We start from the raw sequence: 17,045 nt of genomic DNA on the forward strand, positions 1-17,045 counted from the left end.
CGCACTCAGGCCTGCTTCGGCGGCGGACCGCTCGGGAACCATTTTTCCCGGGAGGTGAACAGGAACAGCTGCGAGTTATCCGCCGACAACGACGCCTGGCGCGCTTGCCAGTCGTCGTCGTGCTTGTCCATGTCGGCGTCATATTCGATATGGCAGCCCAGTGGGCTGTTGAAATACCAGAACCAGTTGGAGCCGAAGAGGTGGCGGCCCGGGCCCCAGAAACTGGTCCAGCCTTGCTGTTCGAAACGCCGGCCCGCCAGCAGCACTTCCGTGCCGCTGCCCAGGTGAAAGGTGAAGTGCTCGCAGCCCTTCATGTGCGGCGGGGTCTGGATCATGAACAGACAGTGATGGTCATCGGAACCGGCCGGACGCATGAACGGGCCCGCGCCAACGAAAGCATCCGTGGTCACGAAGCCCAGGCGCTTGTAGAAGGCTTCGGCCTTGACCGCATCCGGCACGAAATACACCACGTGGGACAATGTGCGTGGCAGGGCCTGCATGTCCGGGTTGACTGCCGGCTGGTTGACCGGACGCTGGGGAGCATGGCCCGGTGCGTTGGTCAGGTCGGCGGGCGCGCTGTACGGGCGTCGCACACTGACCTGGAAACCAATGGCGAAACCCATGTCGTCCACACTGTGCACGGAACCATCGGCACCGCGAGTCACCAGGCGGTCGCGCCCCAACTCATCGGCGATGGCCTCGAGATCCGCCACGCCGGCCACGCCATAGACGGTTTCACGAATCGAGGGTGCAGGCCCGATGGCCGCTGGCAAACGGACGTCATCCGCCCGACGGATAATCACCGCCGTGCCGTCGAGCGCTTCGAAACGACCGCCCTCGCTGTCGACATCGACAGGTTGCAGACCGTAGTCACGCAGGCAATGCGTACAGGCTTCAATATCGTCGACGCCAAAAATCAAGGCATCAAGACCGATGATGTTCATGGTTACCACTCCGTTGTAATTATTCGCATGAGGCCAGCACCCGCTCTCAAGGCTGGAGGCTATGCGCTGCCGAGCCGGGTCCTGGAGTCGGCAAGGCCTCACGGTCGGCCGACTGTGGGCCGATACTGAAGGGGTAGGAATTCACTGACTAATCGCTTGTCGGGATGCGACCTATCGGCAAATGCGATACCTGGCTGCGCCGCACAAGCGGCGGGGAATATCGAATCGGCGATACTCGATTCGCCCGCTTGCGGGACTTGACGCCGCGATAGGAAGGTCGGAATGTATTTACAAAATAAATACAAGAATCGAGACCGCCATGCGTTTCAACCACCTGGATCTCAATCTCCTGGTGGCGCTTGATGTGTTGCTGGAAGAGCAGAACATCACCCGCGCCGCCGAACGCCTGCACATGACTCAATCCGCCACCAGCGGTGTACTGGGCAGGCTGCGCCTGTATTTCGAAGATGAACTGCTGGCGCAGGTCGGGCGCAAGATGCAACCCACGCCCTATGCCCGGGAACTGGCGGCGCCGGTGCGTGAAATATTGCTGACGATCCAGTCCTCGATTACCGCCAAACCGGTCTTCGATCCAGCCACCAGCAAGCGCCACTTCCGCTTGATCACCTCGGACTACCTGATCAGTGTCCTGTTCGCCCGGGTTATCCAGAAGATTTCCCTGGAAGCCCCGCACATCACCTTCGAGCTGCTGGGCCCCGGTGACACCTCCACCGAGCTGCTGATGCGCGGCGAAGCGGACATGATGATCGTGCCCGAGCACTACCTCATCGAAGGCCACCCGTCGCAGTTGCTGTTCGAAGAAGAACACGTTTGCGTTGTGTGGGATGGCAATACCCTGGTGGGCGACAGCATCACCCTGGATCAATACATCGAGATGGGCCACGTCTCCGTGATTTTCGGCCGCAACCGGCAACTGAGCGTCGAAGAATGGCTAATGAGCCAATACGGCCTCACCCGCCGCATGGAAGTGGTGACCCACGACTTCAATACCCTGCCACAACTGATCGTCGGCACCCAGCGTATCGCGACCATGCTCCAGCGAATGGCCAGGCTCTACGCCAACTACCTGCCGCTGCGCATCGTGCAACCACCGGTAAAGATCCCGGTGATGCGTGAGTTCATGCTCTGGCACCGCACGATGGAAGGCGATCCGATGCACCGCTGGCTGCGGGCGAAAATCAGCCAGATCATCAACGAACTGGAGCAGTAGCGACCGCCCGCTGCTTGAGCTTTTTGTTGGCGTGCGGCCCCTGGCCCCAAACCGATGGTGCACGCCCCCTCCATCGCCGTTCGCAATACCTCCCATCCCGACTCGCGATTGGCCAAACAACTGGCCTCCCCTTAGCCTGCTTCGAACTGTCAGGCCTGGCGATCCTCGCTCCGGTCCTGGCCGCCTGCATTTGCTTGCATAAGGACAACAACAATCATGTTTCGCTACTTTCCAACCAACTACGTGTGGAACCTTTCCGTCGACCTGGCCATTGAAATGGGCGCCCGCATCGGCGAAATCGAGGAAATGTGCGCGCCATTGCAAGAAGCCGCCAGGCAGCCGGATGCCGCCGGCAGCCAGGCTTTCCGTGAAACCTGGGCGAACATGGCCGACAAGCTGTGCGGCTTGGCAGAAGAAGATGAAGGCAAGGGACGGATGTTATCCGCCGGTGAAAAGTACAACCGCGCCGCCACTTATTACCTGAGCTGCGAACGCCTGCAGGCCCATGGTGCGCCGGGCCGCACGGAGCTTTACCAGCGATTTCTACAGACCTTCCAGCGCGGCATCGAATTGTCACGGGAAAACTGTGAGCGCGTGGAAATCCCCTACGAGGGCAAACACCTTTCCGGCCTGCTGGTCCGTGCCGAAGGCGTCAGCGGCCCCGCGCCAATCCTGGTGCAGGTCAATGGGCTGGATTCCACCAAGGAAATGAAATACCGCGTCGGCCTCCCCGCCTGGCTGGCGAAACGTGGCGTGTCGTCGTTGATCATCGACCAGCCCGGCACGGGCGAAGCACTGCGCCTGCATGACCTGACGGCACGTTTTGACAGCGAACATTGGGCCAGTCGCGTGGTGGACTGGCTGGAAACCCGCGACGATATCGACGCCAGACGCATTGGCCTGGAAGGCGTGTCGCTCGGTGGTTATTACTGCCCGCGCGCCGTGGCCTTCGAGCCGCGCTTTGCGTGCGGTGTGGTATGGGGCGCCAATCATGACTGGCGCGACGTGCAGAAGCGTCGCCTGGAAAAGGAAGGCAGTTTCCCGGTGCCGCATTACTGGTCCCATGTGTCCTGGGTCTGGGGCGCCAAAGACACGGACCAGTTCATGGCCATCGCCGAGCAGGTCCATCTGGACGGCATCCTGGATCGCATCAAGGTGCCCTTCCTGGTCACCCACGGCGAGAAGGATTCACAGATCCCGGTGAAATGGGCACATCGTACCTACGACCAATTGGTCAACAGCCCGAAACGCGAACTGAAAATCTTCACCGAGCGCGAGGGCGGCGTGCAGCATTCGAGTTTCGACAACAGTATCAATGCCGGCCAGTACATTGCCGACTGGGTGGCTGAAGTGCTCGGTGGTCGTACGGCATGAGCGGCGTCTGACGAGCTACCAGGATCAGGCTCTGGCGGTCCTTTGTCCGCCTGAGCCTGATCGAATCGGAACAGCCCGCCCGACTTATCAGTCGAACTTGATCAAATCCTTGAAGATCAGCTTACCCCAGCTGTTTCCACGCGCTTGCACAAGCATTCCTCCTTCCGAAAGCCCACCCAGCCTGATGGGGGCGAACCCGAGGTTCTCCGCAAGCGCACCCACCTCTTCCGCTGCGCGCTCATCGTCGCTCGCCAGGAACACGACTCTCCTGCCGCCCTGTACCGTCGGATCCTGCTCGAGGACAGTGGCGATCAAATGGTTGAACCCCTTTACCAGCCGCGCCCCCCGTGAAGGCCTGCTCGACCACCTTGGAAGAAGGCAAGCCCCCGAGTTCTTCAGGGGATACGCCATAGGCATTGGTCACATCGATAATCGTCTTACCCTCCCAGCTCGGCAGCGCCTTCGCAACGTCCCGGTGCGACTCGTAGCGAACAGCCAAAAAAAGGACGTCCGCGTTGACCGCCTCCGCCAGCCGTTTGGGAATGAGCCCCGGGCCGATCGCGGCCGCTTCGGGTGCAAAGCTCTCAGGGTCACGCGTGGTTGCAACGGACACCTCGATGGCGCTTCGGGCGAATGCCTTGGCAAGCGCCTGGCCAATCTTGCCGAAGCCGATAATTGCGTAGCTCATGGATGGTTCCTCGGGTCACTGCGCCCTGCGGGCTCCGGATTTCGAATGGAGCGACTGGCCGGGCGCGAAAAATCAGATTTGCGCCAGGCCGCCATCAACGGCAACTTCGCTGGCGGTCATGAAGCTGCTGTCTGCCGAGGCGAGGAAGGCGGCAACGGCTCCGATTTCTGCCGGATCGGCCATGCGCTGGAGCGGGTTCATCGAGGCGAAGACCTTCATGCCCTCCTCGCCCAACGCTTCCTTGGCCAGCTCGGTCGCCGTCGGCCCAGGCGACAGCACGTTGACCCGAATACCGGTGCCCTTCAAGTCCTCCGCCCAGGTCCGTGCAAGGTTGCGCACGGCTGCCTTGCTCGCGCTGTAGACGCTGAATGCCGGGGCGCCGGTGGTGCCGGCGCTGGAGCCGGTCAGGATGATCGGCAAGTGGAAACCGCTGGTCCTGTTTTTTCTGCGTAATGGTCCGAAGCGCTACGGCGAACTCAAGCGGCTGATCCCAGGCGTCAGCGACAAAGTGCTGATCCAGCAGTTGAAAGACCTGGAAGCCGACCGCGTCCTGGCACGGACCGACTACAAGGAAGTGCCGCCACGGGTGGACTACGCACTGACTCCGCTGGTCTGCGGCTGTTCCAGGGACGCGGCGGTCGTTACTTCCCGATCCCCATCAACAGGTCGAAAAGCAATTGCGCGACCGGGGACAGTGTTCGCCCGCGGCGTGATATCAGCCCCAGGGTTCGGCTGATTGCGGGATTCGTCAGCGGGCGCGTGACCAAGGTCGCATGCCCTTCCGCCGGCATGGCCAGCTTGGGCACCACACCCACGCCCAGCCCCGCCTCTACCAGGCTGACCAGCGCCGGAACATGCTTAACCTCACAGAACGACCGGGGCCGGATATCGCGGTTGGCGAGCGCCTGGTCGATGAGGAAACGATTGCCGCTGCCCTGCGCGAGGCTGATGTAGTCCACCGTCGTCAGGTCGTCCCAGGTCAGTGACTCGCGTTCGGTCAGTGGATGGCCGACTTGCAAGGCGACGACAAACGATTCCTCCAGCAACGGCTGGAACACCACATCGGCATCCTGGGTGCCGATGTAGGTCAGGCCAAAATCCGCCTCCCCCCTGGCCACCACCGTCAGGATCGCAGACGACGACTCATCGATGACCCGTACCCGGATTCCCGGGTATTTGGCGTGATATTGACGGATGACGTCCGGAAGGAAATACGCCACCGCCGAGGGTACGCAGGCGATGGTGACTTCCCCGGAAAGCCGGTAGGCCAGGTCGTGAAAACCAATCAGCGCATTTTCCACTTCGTTCAGCACATTGCGCGCGCGGGGAAGAAAACCACGGCCGATGGTGGAGAGTTCCACTCGACGGGTGGTGCGCTCGAACAACTGCACGCCCAGGGCCAGTTCAAGCTTGTCGACCCGACGCGACAGCGCGGATTGCGACAAATGCAGCGCCTGGGCAGCCGCGCTGAAACTACCCAGATCCGCTACGGCGAGAAAACCGCGTAAATCCGCGAGATCAAAATTCATGCGTTTCCCTCATAGATCCAACTTTTATTTGCATTTCTCTTTTTAATCAGCGCCCGGCAACCTGTCAACTCAGTCGAATCCATGAGTCATTTCCATGCACAACAAAAACGAATCCGCTGATGTTGCCCTTGAAGACCTGCGCGAACTGGGGCGTCTTGCCTTCCAGGGCTTGGGGCTTGCGCCAGAAGCCGCCGAACAGGTTTGCCAGGTGTTGGTGCTTGCCGACTTGTTCGGCTTGACCACCCACGGGCTGAGCCGCATCGAGTCCTATGGCGAGCGCCTCGAGTCCGGCGGCATCAGTGCCGCAGCCGAGCCGACTGTAGAGGCGCTTGCCCCCGCCATCGCACGGGTTGATGGGCGCAATGCCGTCGGGCCGTTGGTCGGCATGACGGCGCTGGAGGCCGGAATGAAGATCGCCCGGCAGTTCGGCATCGGCCTGGTCCTGGCGCGCGGCAGCAATCATTTCGGCCCCGTCTCGCCCTATTCCTACATCGCGGCCGAGCAAGGTTTTGCCAGCATCATCGGCAGCAACGCGACCACTACGATCGCACCTTCGGGCGGTAGCGACGCACGCCTGGGCAACAGCCCCCTGGGATTCGGCGTACCGAATCCGGATGGCAATCACTTCATGCTGGACATGGCCATGAGCGTCGTCGCGCGGGCGAAGATCCGCAACGCCCTCGCCCGCCAGGAAAGCATCCCGGACAACTGGGCAACGGACGTCAGCGGCAGGCCCACCACCGATCCCCGTGCGGCGCTGGACGGCTTCCTGTTACCCATCGGCGGTCACAAGGGCTACGGGCTGGCGCTGGTGGTTGATTTGCTGGCGGGGTTGCTTTCGAACGCGGCCTATCTGACCCACGTGAAATCCTGGGTCGATGCGCCGGATGAGCCGCAGAACCTGGGGCACTTTTTCATCCTCATCGATACCGCACGCCTTGGCTCCGCTGGCTGGCTGCAGGAACGCATGCGCGACTTCGCATCGATCCTTCACCAAAGCCCCCCCATCGAACCCGCGTCGCCGGTCATCGTTCCGGGGGAGATCGAACTGAAGAAGATGCGGCGCTACTTGCACGAAGGCGTGCCGGTGGATGCCGCCACCCGCCGGCTGTTGGATCAATACGCAAGTCGGGTGGCCTGAGATGACTTCATCCAACAAAAACCTTGCGACCGCCTTCAGCCCCACTGGCGTGCTGAGGGCGTCGATCAACGTGGGCAATCCCATCCTCGCGCGGCTGGACGAAGCCGGGAACGCGGTCGGTGTATCGGTCGATCTGGCCGCTGCCTTCGCCGAGGAACTGGGGCTGCCGCTTGAGCTGCGCGTGTTCAAAAGCGCGGGGGAATCCGTTGCGGCGGTTTCCGAGGGCCGCGCCGATTTCGGCTTCTTCGCGATCGACCCGCTTCGCGCCGAACAATTGGCCTTCACCGAACCCTATGTGCTGATCGAAGGCTGCTACCTGGTCAGGGAGGATTCGCACTTGAGCAGCATCAATCAGGTGGACCAGCCAGGCCTGGCGTTGGTGGTCGGCAAAGGCAGCGCCTATGACCTGTACCTGACGCGCGAGCTCAAGCACGCCACGATCATCCGCTCGCCGACTTCACCCACCGTGGTCGATACCTTCCTGGCCGAGGGGGCCGATGTGGCGGCAGGCGTGAAGCAACAGCTTGAGTTCGATACCACACGCTTCCCCGGCCTGCGCCTTCTGCCGGGGCGTTTCATGGAGATCCGCCAGGCCATGGGCGTTCCCCATGCCTATGGCAAGGACGCCGCCGAATGCTTGCGACGATTTGTCGATCGGGCCAAGGCCAGCGGCTTCGTTGCCGAAGCCATCAAGCGCCACGGCATCGTGGGCGCCACGGTCCCCGGCTGACGACCACGCAAACGTCCTGCGCCCTCTCCAATAAAAACAAGAGTAACTGACATGTTGGCATTCCTTGGCTTATCGATGGTCGTGGTATTTACCTACCTGATCATGGCGAAGCGACTTTCGCCCATCGTTGCGCTGATTGTCGTACCGGTGGTCTTTTCGATCATCGCGGGCTTCGCGCTCACCACCGACAAGATGATGCTCGACGGCATCAAGATGGTCGCCCCCTCGGCGGCGTTGCTGCTGTTCGCGATCCTGTTCTTCGGCGTCTTGTTCGACGCCGGACTGTTCGACCCGATGATCAAGACGATCCTCCGTGTGGTGAACGGCAATCCGGTGAAGATTGCCGTCGGCACGGCCATTCTCTCGTTGACCACCGCGCTGGATGGTGACGGCACGACCACCTACATGATCACCTGCGCAGCGATGCTGCCGCTGTATAAACGCATCCAGATGAACCCGATGATTCTTGCCAGTATCTGCGTGCTTTCATTGAGCGTGATGGGCGGGATGACACCGTGGGGCGGGCCGGCCACTCGGGTCATCGCGGTGCTCGGGCTGGACGCCGCCGAGTTCTTCTCGCCGGTGTGGTGGATCTGTTCGGCGCAGTACCTCCACAATCCCGGCGAACCCCTGCCGTTGATCCTGGTGGATGAGCCGAGCATCTATCGGCGCTATGCCCTGGAAGCGCTCGAACGCGCGAATATCCCATGGCGCCAGGCCTACCTGGCCTCGAACCTGATCGGCATCAAGGCCGCCACCCGCGCCGGCCTGGGCGTCACGCCCCGCAGCATGGAAATGCTCGGACCGGACATGCGCGTGCTGGGTGAGAACGATGGCTTGCCACGGCTGCCGGATGTGACCTATCACCTGTGGATCCGGCCCAATACCGTCAACCCGCTGGTGCGCCGGGCCTATGACCTGATCAGGAACAATCAAGGGCATTGAGACGACGCTCGTCATTGCCCGAAACTGCTCCCGACAGTCAATACGCGAAGCCCTGCCCCAGCTCACTTTCCATCCATTCCAGGAAACGCCGGACGCGAGGGAAACTCGAGTGCGCCTTGGGAAACACCAGGTGGTGGGCAGCCACGGGGGCGCTGAGCGCTTCTGGCGCCACCTCGACCAGGCTGCCGGCCGCCAGGTATTTCTTCGCCAGCAACGTGCTTTCCAAGGCAAACCCCAACCCATGGCTGGCTGCTTCCAGCGACATGTATGACCGGTCGAAGCTCAAGGCGTAAGGTTTCTCCGGGCGCGCCAGGCCATGTTGAGCGAACCATTGCGGCCATTTGAGTAAGGTGGCTTCGGAAAGCACCAGGTCGCAATCCAACAGGTCGGACGCGCTGCGGATCGGGCATTGCGCGAGCAGTTTCGGCGAAGCGAGCACCGCGAAGGTTTCGTTCTGCACGGTGCGGACTTCGTAACTGGGCCAGTTTGCAGTGCCGTGGCGGATATCCACGTCGATCTTGTCTCGACTGAAATGCAGCGATTCGTAGGAACACGACAGATTGATCTGAATATCCGGGTTGGACGCTCGAAAAGCCTCCAGTCTCGGCATCAACCACAACAACCCGAAGCTGGGCGCCGAGTGCAGGCGCAAACAGTCCAGGCTCACGTCGCTGGCCGCGCGCTCGGTGGCGACCGCCAGGCTATGGAGCACCCCAGAGACTTCCTTGAGGTATTGCTCGCCCACCGGCGTCAGCGTTACCCCTCGAGCGGCGCGGACGAACAATTGCCGGCCAATCATGGCTTCGAGTTTCGCCAGTTGATGACTGACCGCAGAGGGCGTCAGGTCCAACACTTCCGCAGCCCTGGCGACGTTGCTGAACCGGGCCGTTTGCTCAAAAGCCTGAATTGCTTTCAGCGGTGGAAGAATCAAGGGGGCATCGGTGTCGGTACGCATGGCAGATCACTCGACAATAGTTCTAATGATTGTTGAGCTTCGCCGTGAAAGCTTCCATCCGCAAGCAACCGAGTGCTGAATTTTTTTCAGCGCTGAATGATTTTTACGGCATTGCTCAGCCGGGAGGCAAAGCAGAAGCTGAGTCATCGGTTTTTTCCAAATCGACCCAATAAAAACAATCCGAGGTATCCCTCCATGCTTCTGCAAGGCAAAGTCGCGATCATTACCGGCGCCGCATCCGCCCGTGGCATTGGCCGCGCCACCGCTACGACATTCGCACAGCACGGCGCCCGCGTCGTGATTCTCGACCTGGATGAATCTGCCGCACGCGATGCCGCCAGCGCCCTGGGCGAAGGCCATCTCGGCCTTGCGGCCAACGTTGCCGATGAATCGCAGGTCCAACGGGCCGTCGCCCAGGTCGTCGAACATTTCGGCCGAATCGACATCCTCGTCAACAACGCCGGCATCACCCAACCCCTCAAGACCCTCGATATCCGCCCATCGGACTACGACAAAGTGCTGGACGTCAGCCTGCGCGGCACCCTGCTCATGTCGCAGGCGGTGATCCCGCTGATGCGCGAACAGCAAGGCGGCAGCATCGTCTGCATGTCTTCGGTGTCGGCCCAACGGGGCGGCGGCATCTTTGGTGGGCCGCATTATAGCGCCGCCAAGGCCGGCGTATTGGGCCTCGCCAAGGCAATGGCGCGCGAGTTGGGTCCGGACAAGGTGCGGGTCAACTCCATTGCCCCGGGCTTGATCCACACCGACATCACCGGCGGCCTCATGCAGGATGAGCGTCGGCACGCGATCATCGACGGCATTCCGTTGGGTCGCCTGGGTGCGGCGCAGGATGTCGCCAACGCCGCCCTGTTCCTGGCCAGCGATTTATCGTCTTACCTGACAGGCATCACCCTGGATGTGAACGGCGGCATGCTGATTCACTGATGCATCTGGGCGGGCCATCGCGGCCCGTGCGGTTCTGGATCGAAGACCCCAGCCGGGCTGTTTGCCTGGCGGTCAATAAAAACAAGAGATCAGGCCATCATGACTACTTTGTCGCTCGAAGCGGTTTCGACCGTGCGTTCCAATGCCTACCGGAAAACGGCCTGGCGGCTGATGCCTTTCCTGATGCTGTGCTATTTGTGCGCCTATCTGGATCGGGTCAACGTCGGTTTCGCCAAGCTGCAAATGATGAACGACCTGGCGCTCAGCGAAACCGTCTACGGGCTCGGCGCGGGCATGTTTTTCATCGGCTATTTCCTCTGCGAAGTCCCCAGCAACGTCATCTTGCACAAGGTCGGCGCTCGCGTCTGGATCGCGCGGATCATGATCACCTGGGGCATCATTTCCGCGCTGTTCGCCTTCGTCGAAACTGCCTGGCAGTTCTATGCCCTGCGTTTTTTGCTCGGGGTCGCCGAAGCAGGACTGGCCCCCGGATTGCTGCTTTATCTCACCTACTGGTTCCCGTCCTATCGGCGTGCGCGCATGACCGTGCTCTGGTTCATCGCCATCCCCTTGTCGGGCATGGTGGGCGGCCCGCTCTCCGGCTGGATCATGAACCATTTCGCCGGCGTGCACGGCTGGGCCGGATGGCAGTGGATGTTCGTGCTCGAAGCCATTCCCACCGTTGTCGTCGGGCTGTTGGTGCTGAGTTATCTCAAAGACGGCGTGCATCAGGCCCATTGGCTGGACGATGAAGAGAAGGCCCTGGTCAGCCGTGAACTGGCCGAGGACAACCAGCAGAAGGTCACCCATGCCTCGGTGGGCGAGTTCGTCCGTGACCGCCGCCTGTGGCTGCTGGCCGGGATTTATTTCTGCGTGGTCATGGGCCAGTACGCCATCACCTTCTGGCTGCCGACGCTGGTGCGCAACGCCGGGGTTTCCGATCCGCTGCACATCGGTTTCCTGACCAGCCTGCCCTACCTCTGCGCCATTGCGGCCATGTTGTTGATCGGTCGCAGCGGCGATAAGCATCGCGAGCGGCGCTGGCACCTGATCGCACCGATGATCGCCGGTGCCATCGGGCTGACGCTCGCCGCACTGCTGGGGGGCAACATCCTGCTGTCCATCCTGAGCCTGTGCCTGGCGGCGTCCGGCATCCTCTCTGCGTCCTCGATGTTCTGGATGCTGCCCACGACCTTGCTCGGCGGGGTATCCGCCGCCGCAGGCATCGCGGCGGTCAACAGCTTCGCCAACCTTGCCGGCTTCTGCTCGCCCTACCTGATTGGCTGGATCACCACGCAGACCGGTTCCAGCGCCATCGGCATGTACCTGATCACCGGCGTACTGCTGGGCGGCGCCTTGCTGGTGCTGCGCATTCCCGCCGCCCTGGTCAATCGTTAAGTCACCGGAGTTCCACCATGACTCGCTCGCTTTCATCTGCTTCATCCACGTCCCTGGCCGACCGCGCCCACAATATCCGTCGTCATGCACTGCGCATGGGTCAGGTCCAGGGACAAGGCTACGTCGGCCAAGCCCTGGGCGCCGCCGACCTGCTGGCAGTCGCGTACTTCCACGCCATGAACCATCGGCCTGAAGACCCTGAGTGGGAGCAACGTGATCGCTTCTATCTCTCCATCGGCCATTACGCGATCGCGTTGTACGCGGCCTTGATCGAGGCCCGGATCGTTCCCCTCGATGAGCTGGAAACCTATGGCGCGGACGACAGCCGGCTGCCCATGTCGGGCATGGCGACGTACACGCCGGGCATGGAAATCACCGGAGGCTCCCTCGGCCAAGGCCTGGGCATCGCCGTAGGTGCCTGCCTGGGCCTGAAGCGCAAAGGCTCGCCCGCCTTCATCTACAACCTGCTGTCGGACGGTGAATTGAACGAAGGCTCGACCTGGGAAGCCGTGATGTCGGCGTCGCACTGGAAGCTCGACAACCTGATTGCCATCGTCGACGTCAACAACCAGCAGGCCGATGGCTACTCCAGCGAAATCCTTTCGTTCGAGCCGATCGTTGACCGCTGGCAAGCCTTTGGCTGGTTCACTCAACGCGTCGACGGCAACGACCTGGATGCCCTGGTGACGGCATTCGATGCGGCGCGTAACCACCCTTCCAGCCAGCCCCGGGTGATCATCTGCGATACACGCATGGGCAAGGGTGTGCCGTTCCTGGAAAACCGCGAGAAGACCCATTTCATCCGCGTCGAAGAACACGAGTGGGACCTGGCGCTGAACAACCTTGAAGAAGGAAAACACTCATGAGCAACGCCGCCAACACACCGAATGCGATGGGCCAGCCGGGCAAGAAACGCTTGACCACCTCAGCGATGATCGCCTCGATTGCCGCCGAAGGACAGGCGACGAAAACAGCACCATTCGGCCATGCGCTGGCCGCATTGGCGGACCAGCGCCCGGACATCGTCGGCCTGTCCGCCGACCTGTCCAAATACACCGACTTGCACATCTTCGCCAAGGCCCATCCGGATCGTTTCTACCAGATGGGCATGGCCGAGCAGTTGCTGATGAGCGCCGCGGCGGGCATGGCCCGGGAAGGTTTCGTGCCGTTTGCCACGACCTACGCGGTGTTCGCTTCCCGTCGGGCCTACGACTTCATTTGCATGGCGATCGCCGAGGAGAACCTCAACGTCAAGATCGTCTGTGGCTTGCCAGGCCTCACCACCGGTTACGGTCCGAGCCACCAGGCCACGGACGACCTGGCGATCTTCCGCGCCATGCCCAACCTGATGATCGTCGACCCCTGTGACGCGTTGGAAATCGAGCAGGCTGTACCGGCCATCGCCGCCCACCAAGGCCCGGTCTACATGCGTTTGCTGCGCGGTAACGTGCCCTTGGTGCTGGACGAATACGGCTACACGTTCGAGATCGGCAAGGCCAAGACCCTGCGTACCGGCAATGATGTGCTGATCATTTCCACCGGGTTGATGACGATGCGTGCCTTGGAAGCCGCCAAGCAACTGCAGGCCGACGGCGTCGATGTCGCGGTCCTGCACATGCCGACCATCAAGCCGCTGGACGAACACACCCTGCTCGCCGAGGCCAGAAAGCCAGGGCGACTGGTGGTGACCGCGGAAAACAGCTCCATCATCGGCGGGCTGGGCGAAGCGGTTGCCGGGGTCCTGTTGCGCAATGGCGTGACCCCGACATTCAGGCAAATCGCGTTGCCAGACGCCTTCCTCGACGCGGGCGCGCTGCCGACGCTGCATGATCGCTACGGTATTTCCACCCAGGCCGTTTGCGCGCAAATCAAAGCCTGGCTTTAAGGGCAAGCGCCGGGTACCGGCAACAGGTACCCGGCGGTTCCAAGCAAAAGGGAGCGAAACCTGATGCCTGATGATTGGCTCGATCCCGCGTTCAGCGGTCTTGTGGCCTCGGGCGCGGAACAATGGTCGCTGAGCACGCTGCCGGCCATCCGCGCCCGAGTTCATTCGACCTTCAAACCCGAGCACCACGTGCGATGTGAAGTGTGCTGGATTCCTGGCGCCGATGCCGAGCATTTGCGCCTGTGCCTCTACCGGCCGAAAGGCCTCGCGCCAGATGCGAAGCTTCCGGCGATCCTGTCCATCCATGGCGGTGGCTTCGTACTCGGAAAGCCCGAGATGGCCGATGACCTCCTGGCGGACCTGGCCGACGAGTTGGGGGCCCTCATCGTTGCGGTGGATTATCGACTGGCGCCCGAACATCCTTTTCCTGCCCCCCTCGATGACTGTTACAGCGCCCTCGCCTGGCTGTTCGAAAACAGTCAGGACCTGGGCCTGGATTCCTGGCGCGTTGCAATCATGGGCCATAGCGCCGGTGGCGCGCTTGCCGCCGCATTGGCCATCATGGTCCGCGACAAAGGCCGGTTTTCGCTGGCCGGCCAGGCGCTCATGTACCCGATGCTCGATCACCGCACAGGCTCAGCACAATCCCCCTACCCGAGCAGGAAAACAGCCACGTTCAGTTGGCTGCCGGAGCCCAATCAGTTCTGCTGGCAGTGCCTGCGCGGAGGCTACGCCCTGGACGATGATCGTGTCGGCCTGTTTTCACCGGCCCTGCAACCAGACCTTTGCAACCTGCCGCCGACGTTCATCGCGGTCGGTGCGCAAGATCTGTTTCTCGAGGAAGACGTCGATTTTGCGATGAGGCTGTCTCGCGCTGGGGTCGCCCTGGAGCTTCACGTCTATCCTGGCGCGCCCCATATGTTTGACCAGGTGCCAGGGCGCATCGCGGATCAATCGACCTGCGACATCGTTCGGGCGTTGAAAGTATTTTTGAGGAAGTGACGAAGCGGGATCCGGACCTGCAATCCAACGGTGAAAACTTGCGCGCCAGCGTCTATGGTAGATATCTGCAACGCAGACCATCCCCTAGGGTCTGTACGAAATGTGTTCGCGCGAAAGCCAGACAAGGCGAAACGGGGCGAGGAAGCGGAGTGTACTGGAGTACATGAGCATTCCGAGCCCCGTTTCAACGCAGTATGGGTGAGTGCGGATACATTTCGTACAGAGCCTAATAACAAGATTGCCGTGAAAGCCCTGCGCGGGCGTCACGCCCGATGGGAGCCTTTCATGACCCTGCACAGCGCGCAGCCGATCCCCAGCGAACTGGCGGCCTTCGTCAACGACCATTTTTCCGGACGCGGCCTGAAGCCCGATGGCGTCATCGCCCAGTCCTGGTACCGCAGCGTCGTGGAGCACCGGCTCGATCCCGGTGCGGCGAGCCGCAAGAACATCCTCAGCGCCGAGGATATCCGGCGTCATCAGGAACAACACCAGCAGTATCTTTCCATCGCCAGCCAGGGCGTCAGCGGTCTGGCCCGGCGCGTGGTGCCCGCCGGCTTTGCCGTGCTGCTGAGCGACGAGCGCGGCATCACCCTGGACTCCCGGCTGCCCGACCAGCCCGACATCTATACGCAATCAGGGCTGGTGGTGGGTGCGCAGTGGGAGGAATCGGTGGTGGGCACCAATGGCATTGGCACAACGCTGGCTGCCGCGCAGCCATTGATCATTCATCGGGAGGAGCATTTCCTGGCGTCCAATTTCGGCCTGAGCTGTTCGGTAGCGCCCATTTTCGATGCACAGGGCCTGCTGCGCGGCTGCCTGAACGCGACCTGCATGAACAGCGCAGGCCCTCGGGAAAGCCAATACCTGACGCTGCAACTGGTGATCATGTATGCGCGCCTGATCGAAAATGCACATTTCCGCCAGAGCTACCGCGACCGCTTGACCTTGTCCCTCAAGCCCCTCGATGAAATCGCCGACTTGGCCAACGAACAGTTACTGGCGCTTGATGAAAGCGGTCGCATCATCGGCGCCAACCGTGCCGCCTTTGTCGCCCTGGACTTGGCTGAGGGTCCGGCACTGCTGGGCACCGTCATCGATCGCCTGCTGCCAACCACGGTGGACGAGCTGCTCAAACTCACCAACGGTGGCGCCCAAGGCGTGCGTTTGCGTGGTCTGCGGGATGAGGCGTTGCTGGAGGTCGGCCTGCGGATCCCGTCTCAACAGCACCGCCCCCGCCCCGTCGCCCGCCCTGCCCCTGACGCACACCCGGACCTGCAACAACTCGCCGGCCTCGACCCCCAACTGCAACAGAGCGTCCACCGGGTGCGCAAGGTGATCGACAAAGGCATCCCGATTTTGATTACCGGCGAGACCGGCACCGGCAAGGAAGCCTTTGCCCGCGCGATCCACCACGCCAGCCTTCGTCGCGCTGGGCCTTTCGTCGCACTCAATTGCGCAGCCATTCCGGAGACCCTGATCGAGAGCGAGCTGTTCGGCTATCGCGCCGGCAGCTTTACCGGCGCGAACCGAAAAGGCATGAAGGGCAAGTTGGAACTGGCGAATGGCGGCACGCTGTTTCTCGATGAAATTGGCGACATGCCCGCCCATTTGCAAACCCGCTTGCTAAGGGTGCTGGCGGAGCGGGAAATCGCGCCGCTGGGGGCTGAAGTGCCGGTGGCGCTGGACATCCAGGTGATCTCGGCGACTCACCAGGACCTGCCCACGATGATCGGCGAGAAGCGCTTTCGCGAAGATCTGTTCTATCGGCTCGCCGGCATGAACCTGGCGCTGCCCGCCTTGCGCGAACGCAGTGACCGCGCCGCGCTGATCGAGCAACTGCTCGCGGCACAGGACGAAACCCGCGCGCTACGACTGAAAGCGGATGCCCGTCAGTGCCTGCTCGACTACCACTGGCCCGGCAATATCCGCCAACTCCTCAATAGCCTGCGCTACGCGGTGGCCCTGGCTGAAAACGGCGTTATCGACCTGGACTGCTTGCCCAGCGAAGTGCTGGCGCCACAGCGCCTGTCACTGTCCGCCAACACCACACCGTTGGCCGTCAGCTTGGGCGAACAGCTGGGCGACGAAGAGTCCCGTCGCCTGCTGGCAACCCTGCGCCAGCATCGCTGGAACATCAGTGCCGCCGCTACCGACCTGGGCATCTCCCGCTCCACGCTGTACCGCAAGATGAAAAAGCATGGCGTCGTCGCGCCCAACGACCAGTTCTGATACGCCCAGAAAAATGCCGGCGCCCTTGCGGGTGCCGGCATTTTTCTCG

At 62.0% G+C, this 17,045-nt stretch carries 17 protein-coding genes and 1 pseudogene; 13 read left to right on the forward strand and 5 right to left on the reverse strand.

The genetic code is table 11. The features are described 5' to 3' along the window. Window positions 1-5: 5 nt before the first annotated feature. Complete coding sequence (locus tag KSS97_RS17155) at window positions 6-944, reverse strand: VOC family protein (protein WP_030141684.1); 939 nt, start codon at window positions 942-944, stop codon at window positions 6-8. 319 nt (window positions 945-1,263) lie between these two features. On the opposite strand from KSS97_RS17155, the gene KSS97_RS17160 reads away from it, so the two are divergent. Together KSS97_RS17160 and KSS97_RS17165 are read left to right on the forward strand one after the other, a co-directional pair. Further along, entirely contained in the window at window positions 1,264-2,175 is a 912-nt protein-coding gene (locus tag KSS97_RS17160; protein WP_030141685.1) for a LysR family transcriptional regulator, read from the forward strand. A gap of 216 nt (window positions 2,176-2,391) precedes the next feature. Next, a complete protein-coding gene (locus KSS97_RS17165) occupies window positions 2,392-3,549 on the forward strand; it encodes an alpha/beta hydrolase family protein (RefSeq protein ID WP_198795839.1) in 1,158 nt (385 codons plus the stop codon). A 238-nt stretch (window positions 3,550-3,787) separates the two neighbouring features. On the opposite strand, the gene KSS97_RS17170 is transcribed toward KSS97_RS17165, so the two are convergent. Together KSS97_RS17170 and KSS97_RS17175 are read right to left on the reverse strand one after the other, a co-directional pair. After that, the gene (locus KSS97_RS17170) at window positions 3,788-4,237 is read right to left on the reverse strand and encodes an NADPH-dependent F420 reductase (RefSeq protein ID WP_225936049.1); all 450 of its coding nucleotides are present in this window, start codon (window positions 4,235-4,237) and stop codon (window positions 3,788-3,790) included. Between the two features lie 72 nt (window positions 4,238-4,309). Then, a pseudogene (locus tag KSS97_RS17175) lies at window positions 4,310-4,651 on the reverse strand (SDR family NAD(P)-dependent oxidoreductase); the annotation flags it as partial. Between KSS97_RS17175 and KSS97_RS28385 the strand changes: the two are divergent. Then, window positions 4,647-4,973 (forward strand): winged helix-turn-helix transcriptional regulator, encoded by a 327-nt coding sequence (locus KSS97_RS28385; protein ID WP_225936050.1) that lies wholly within the window; start codon window positions 4,647-4,649, stop codon window positions 4,971-4,973. The pseudogene KSS97_RS17175 and the gene KSS97_RS28385 sit on opposite strands and share 5 nt — an antisense overlap. Here KSS97_RS28385 and KSS97_RS17185 read toward each other — a convergent pair. Further along, on the reverse strand, window positions 4,879-5,766 hold the full coding sequence (locus tag KSS97_RS17185; protein ID WP_030141688.1) for a LysR family transcriptional regulator: 888 nt from the start codon (window positions 5,764-5,766) through the stop codon (window positions 4,879-4,881). The genes KSS97_RS28385 and KSS97_RS17185 overlap by 95 nt on opposite strands. 94 nt (window positions 5,767-5,860) lie before the next feature. Between KSS97_RS17185 and KSS97_RS17190 the strand changes: the two genes are divergently transcribed. The 3 genes from KSS97_RS17190 to KSS97_RS28390 are packed head-to-tail and all read left to right on the forward strand — an operon-like array spanning window position 5,861 to window position 8,582. Further along, the gene (locus tag KSS97_RS17190; protein WP_198795838.1) at window positions 5,861-6,907 is read left to right on the forward strand and encodes an Ldh family oxidoreductase; all 1,047 of its coding nucleotides are present in this window, start codon (window positions 5,861-5,863) and stop codon (window positions 6,905-6,907) included. 1 nt (window position 6,908) lies between these two features. After that, the gene (locus KSS97_RS17195; RefSeq protein ID WP_217859729.1) at window positions 6,909-7,637 is read left to right on the forward strand and encodes an ABC transporter substrate-binding protein; all 729 of its coding nucleotides are present in this window, start codon (window positions 6,909-6,911) and stop codon (window positions 7,635-7,637) included. Window positions 7,638-7,688: 51 nt separating this feature from the next. Next, window positions 7,689-8,582, forward strand: a complete 894-nt coding sequence (locus KSS97_RS28390; RefSeq protein ID WP_225936051.1) for an SLC13 family permease — start codon at window positions 7,689-7,691, stop codon at window positions 8,580-8,582. 37 nt (window positions 8,583-8,619) lie between these two features. Here the strand turns inward: KSS97_RS28390 and KSS97_RS17210 are convergent, their stop codons facing one another. Beyond that, complete coding sequence (locus KSS97_RS17210) at window positions 8,620-9,537, reverse strand: LysR substrate-binding domain-containing protein (protein WP_030141713.1); 918 nt, start codon at window positions 9,535-9,537, stop codon at window positions 8,620-8,622. A 44-nt stretch (window positions 9,538-9,581) separates the two neighbouring features. Here KSS97_RS17210 and KSS97_RS28540 point away from each other — a divergent pair, with 44 nt between their 5' ends. From KSS97_RS28540 to KSS97_RS17240, 7 genes are all read left to right on the forward strand, one after another. Next, on the forward strand, window positions 9,582-9,710 hold the full coding sequence (locus KSS97_RS28540) for a hypothetical protein (protein ID WP_264081977.1): 129 nt from the start codon (window positions 9,582-9,584) through the stop codon (window positions 9,708-9,710). Window positions 9,711-9,732: 22 nt separating this feature from the next. Further along, window positions 9,733-10,482 carry an SDR family NAD(P)-dependent oxidoreductase gene (locus KSS97_RS17215; RefSeq protein ID WP_030141714.1) on the forward strand — a complete coding sequence of 250 codons (750 nt, stop codon included), beginning with the start codon at window positions 9,733-9,735 and terminating at the stop codon, window positions 10,480-10,482. Window positions 10,483-10,581: 99 nt separating this feature from the next. Further along, a complete protein-coding gene (locus KSS97_RS17220; protein WP_030141715.1) occupies window positions 10,582-11,880 on the forward strand; it encodes an MFS transporter in 1,299 nt (432 codons plus the stop codon). Window positions 11,881-11,897: 17 nt separating this feature from the next. Beyond that, window positions 11,898-12,746, forward strand: coding sequence for a transketolase (locus KSS97_RS17225; protein ID WP_030141716.1), 849 nt, complete (start codon window positions 11,898-11,900; stop codon window positions 12,744-12,746). Further along, window positions 12,743-13,765, forward strand: coding sequence for a transketolase family protein (locus tag KSS97_RS17230; protein ID WP_030141717.1), 1,023 nt, complete (start codon window positions 12,743-12,745; stop codon window positions 13,763-13,765). Before KSS97_RS17225 ends, KSS97_RS17230 begins: the two co-directional genes overlap by 4 nt. Window positions 13,766-13,825: 60 nt before the next feature. Beyond that, window positions 13,826-14,767: an alpha/beta hydrolase gene (locus KSS97_RS17235; protein ID WP_217862047.1), complete on the forward strand. Its 942-nt coding sequence runs from the start codon at window positions 13,826-13,828 to the stop codon at window positions 14,765-14,767. Between the two features lie 285 nt (window positions 14,768-15,052). Then, entirely contained in the window at window positions 15,053-16,996 is a 1,944-nt protein-coding gene (locus tag KSS97_RS17240; RefSeq protein WP_217859730.1) for a sigma-54-dependent Fis family transcriptional regulator, read from the forward strand. Window positions 16,997-17,045 lie beyond the last annotated feature (49 nt).

It is taken from the genome of Pseudomonas alvandae (genome assembly GCF_019141525.1).
GTDB classification, from domain to species: Bacteria; Pseudomonadota; Gammaproteobacteria; order Pseudomonadales; family Pseudomonadaceae; genus Aquipseudomonas; species Aquipseudomonas alvandae.

Excerpts from the sequence above, each read along its gene's own strand:
- KSS97_RS17155 (WP_030141684.1), bottom strand. The coding sequence starts at position 944 with ATGAACATCATCGGTCTTGATGCCTTGATTTTTGGCGTCGACGATATT.
- KSS97_RS17160 (WP_030141685.1), top strand. The coding sequence starts at position 1,264 with ATGCGTTTCAACCACCTGGATCTCAATCTCCTGGTGGCGCTTGATGTG.
- KSS97_RS17165 (WP_198795839.1), top strand. The coding sequence starts at position 2,392 with ATGTTTCGCTACTTTCCAACCAACTACGTGTGGAACCTTTCCGTCGAC.
- KSS97_RS17170 (WP_225936049.1), bottom strand. The coding sequence starts at position 4,237 with ATGAGCTACGCAATTATCGGCTTCGGCAAGATTGGCCAGGCGCTTGCC.
- KSS97_RS28385 (WP_225936050.1), top strand. The coding sequence starts at position 4,647 with ATGATCGGCAAGTGGAAACCGCTGGTCCTGTTTTTTCTGCGTAATGGT.
- KSS97_RS17185 (WP_030141688.1), bottom strand. The coding sequence starts at position 5,766 with ATGAATTTTGATCTCGCGGATTTACGCGGTTTTCTCGCCGTAGCGGAT.
- KSS97_RS17190 (WP_198795838.1), top strand. The coding sequence starts at position 5,861 with ATGCACAACAAAAACGAATCCGCTGATGTTGCCCTTGAAGACCTGCGC.
- KSS97_RS17195 (WP_217859729.1), top strand. The coding sequence starts at position 6,909 with ATGACTTCATCCAACAAAAACCTTGCGACCGCCTTCAGCCCCACTGGC.
- KSS97_RS28390 (WP_225936051.1), top strand. The coding sequence starts at position 7,689 with ATGTTGGCATTCCTTGGCTTATCGATGGTCGTGGTATTTACCTACCTG.
- KSS97_RS17210 (WP_030141713.1), bottom strand. The coding sequence starts at position 9,537 with ATGCGTACCGACACCGATGCCCCCTTGATTCTTCCACCGCTGAAAGCA.
- KSS97_RS17215 (WP_030141714.1), top strand. The coding sequence starts at position 9,733 with ATGCTTCTGCAAGGCAAAGTCGCGATCATTACCGGCGCCGCATCCGCC.
- KSS97_RS17220 (WP_030141715.1), top strand. The coding sequence starts at position 10,582 with ATGACTACTTTGTCGCTCGAAGCGGTTTCGACCGTGCGTTCCAATGCC.
- KSS97_RS17225 (WP_030141716.1), top strand. The coding sequence starts at position 11,898 with ATGACTCGCTCGCTTTCATCTGCTTCATCCACGTCCCTGGCCGACCGC.
- KSS97_RS17230 (WP_030141717.1), top strand. The coding sequence starts at position 12,743 with ATGAGCAACGCCGCCAACACACCGAATGCGATGGGCCAGCCGGGCAAG.
- KSS97_RS17240 (WP_217859730.1), top strand. The coding sequence starts at position 15,053 with ATGACCCTGCACAGCGCGCAGCCGATCCCCAGCGAACTGGCGGCCTTC.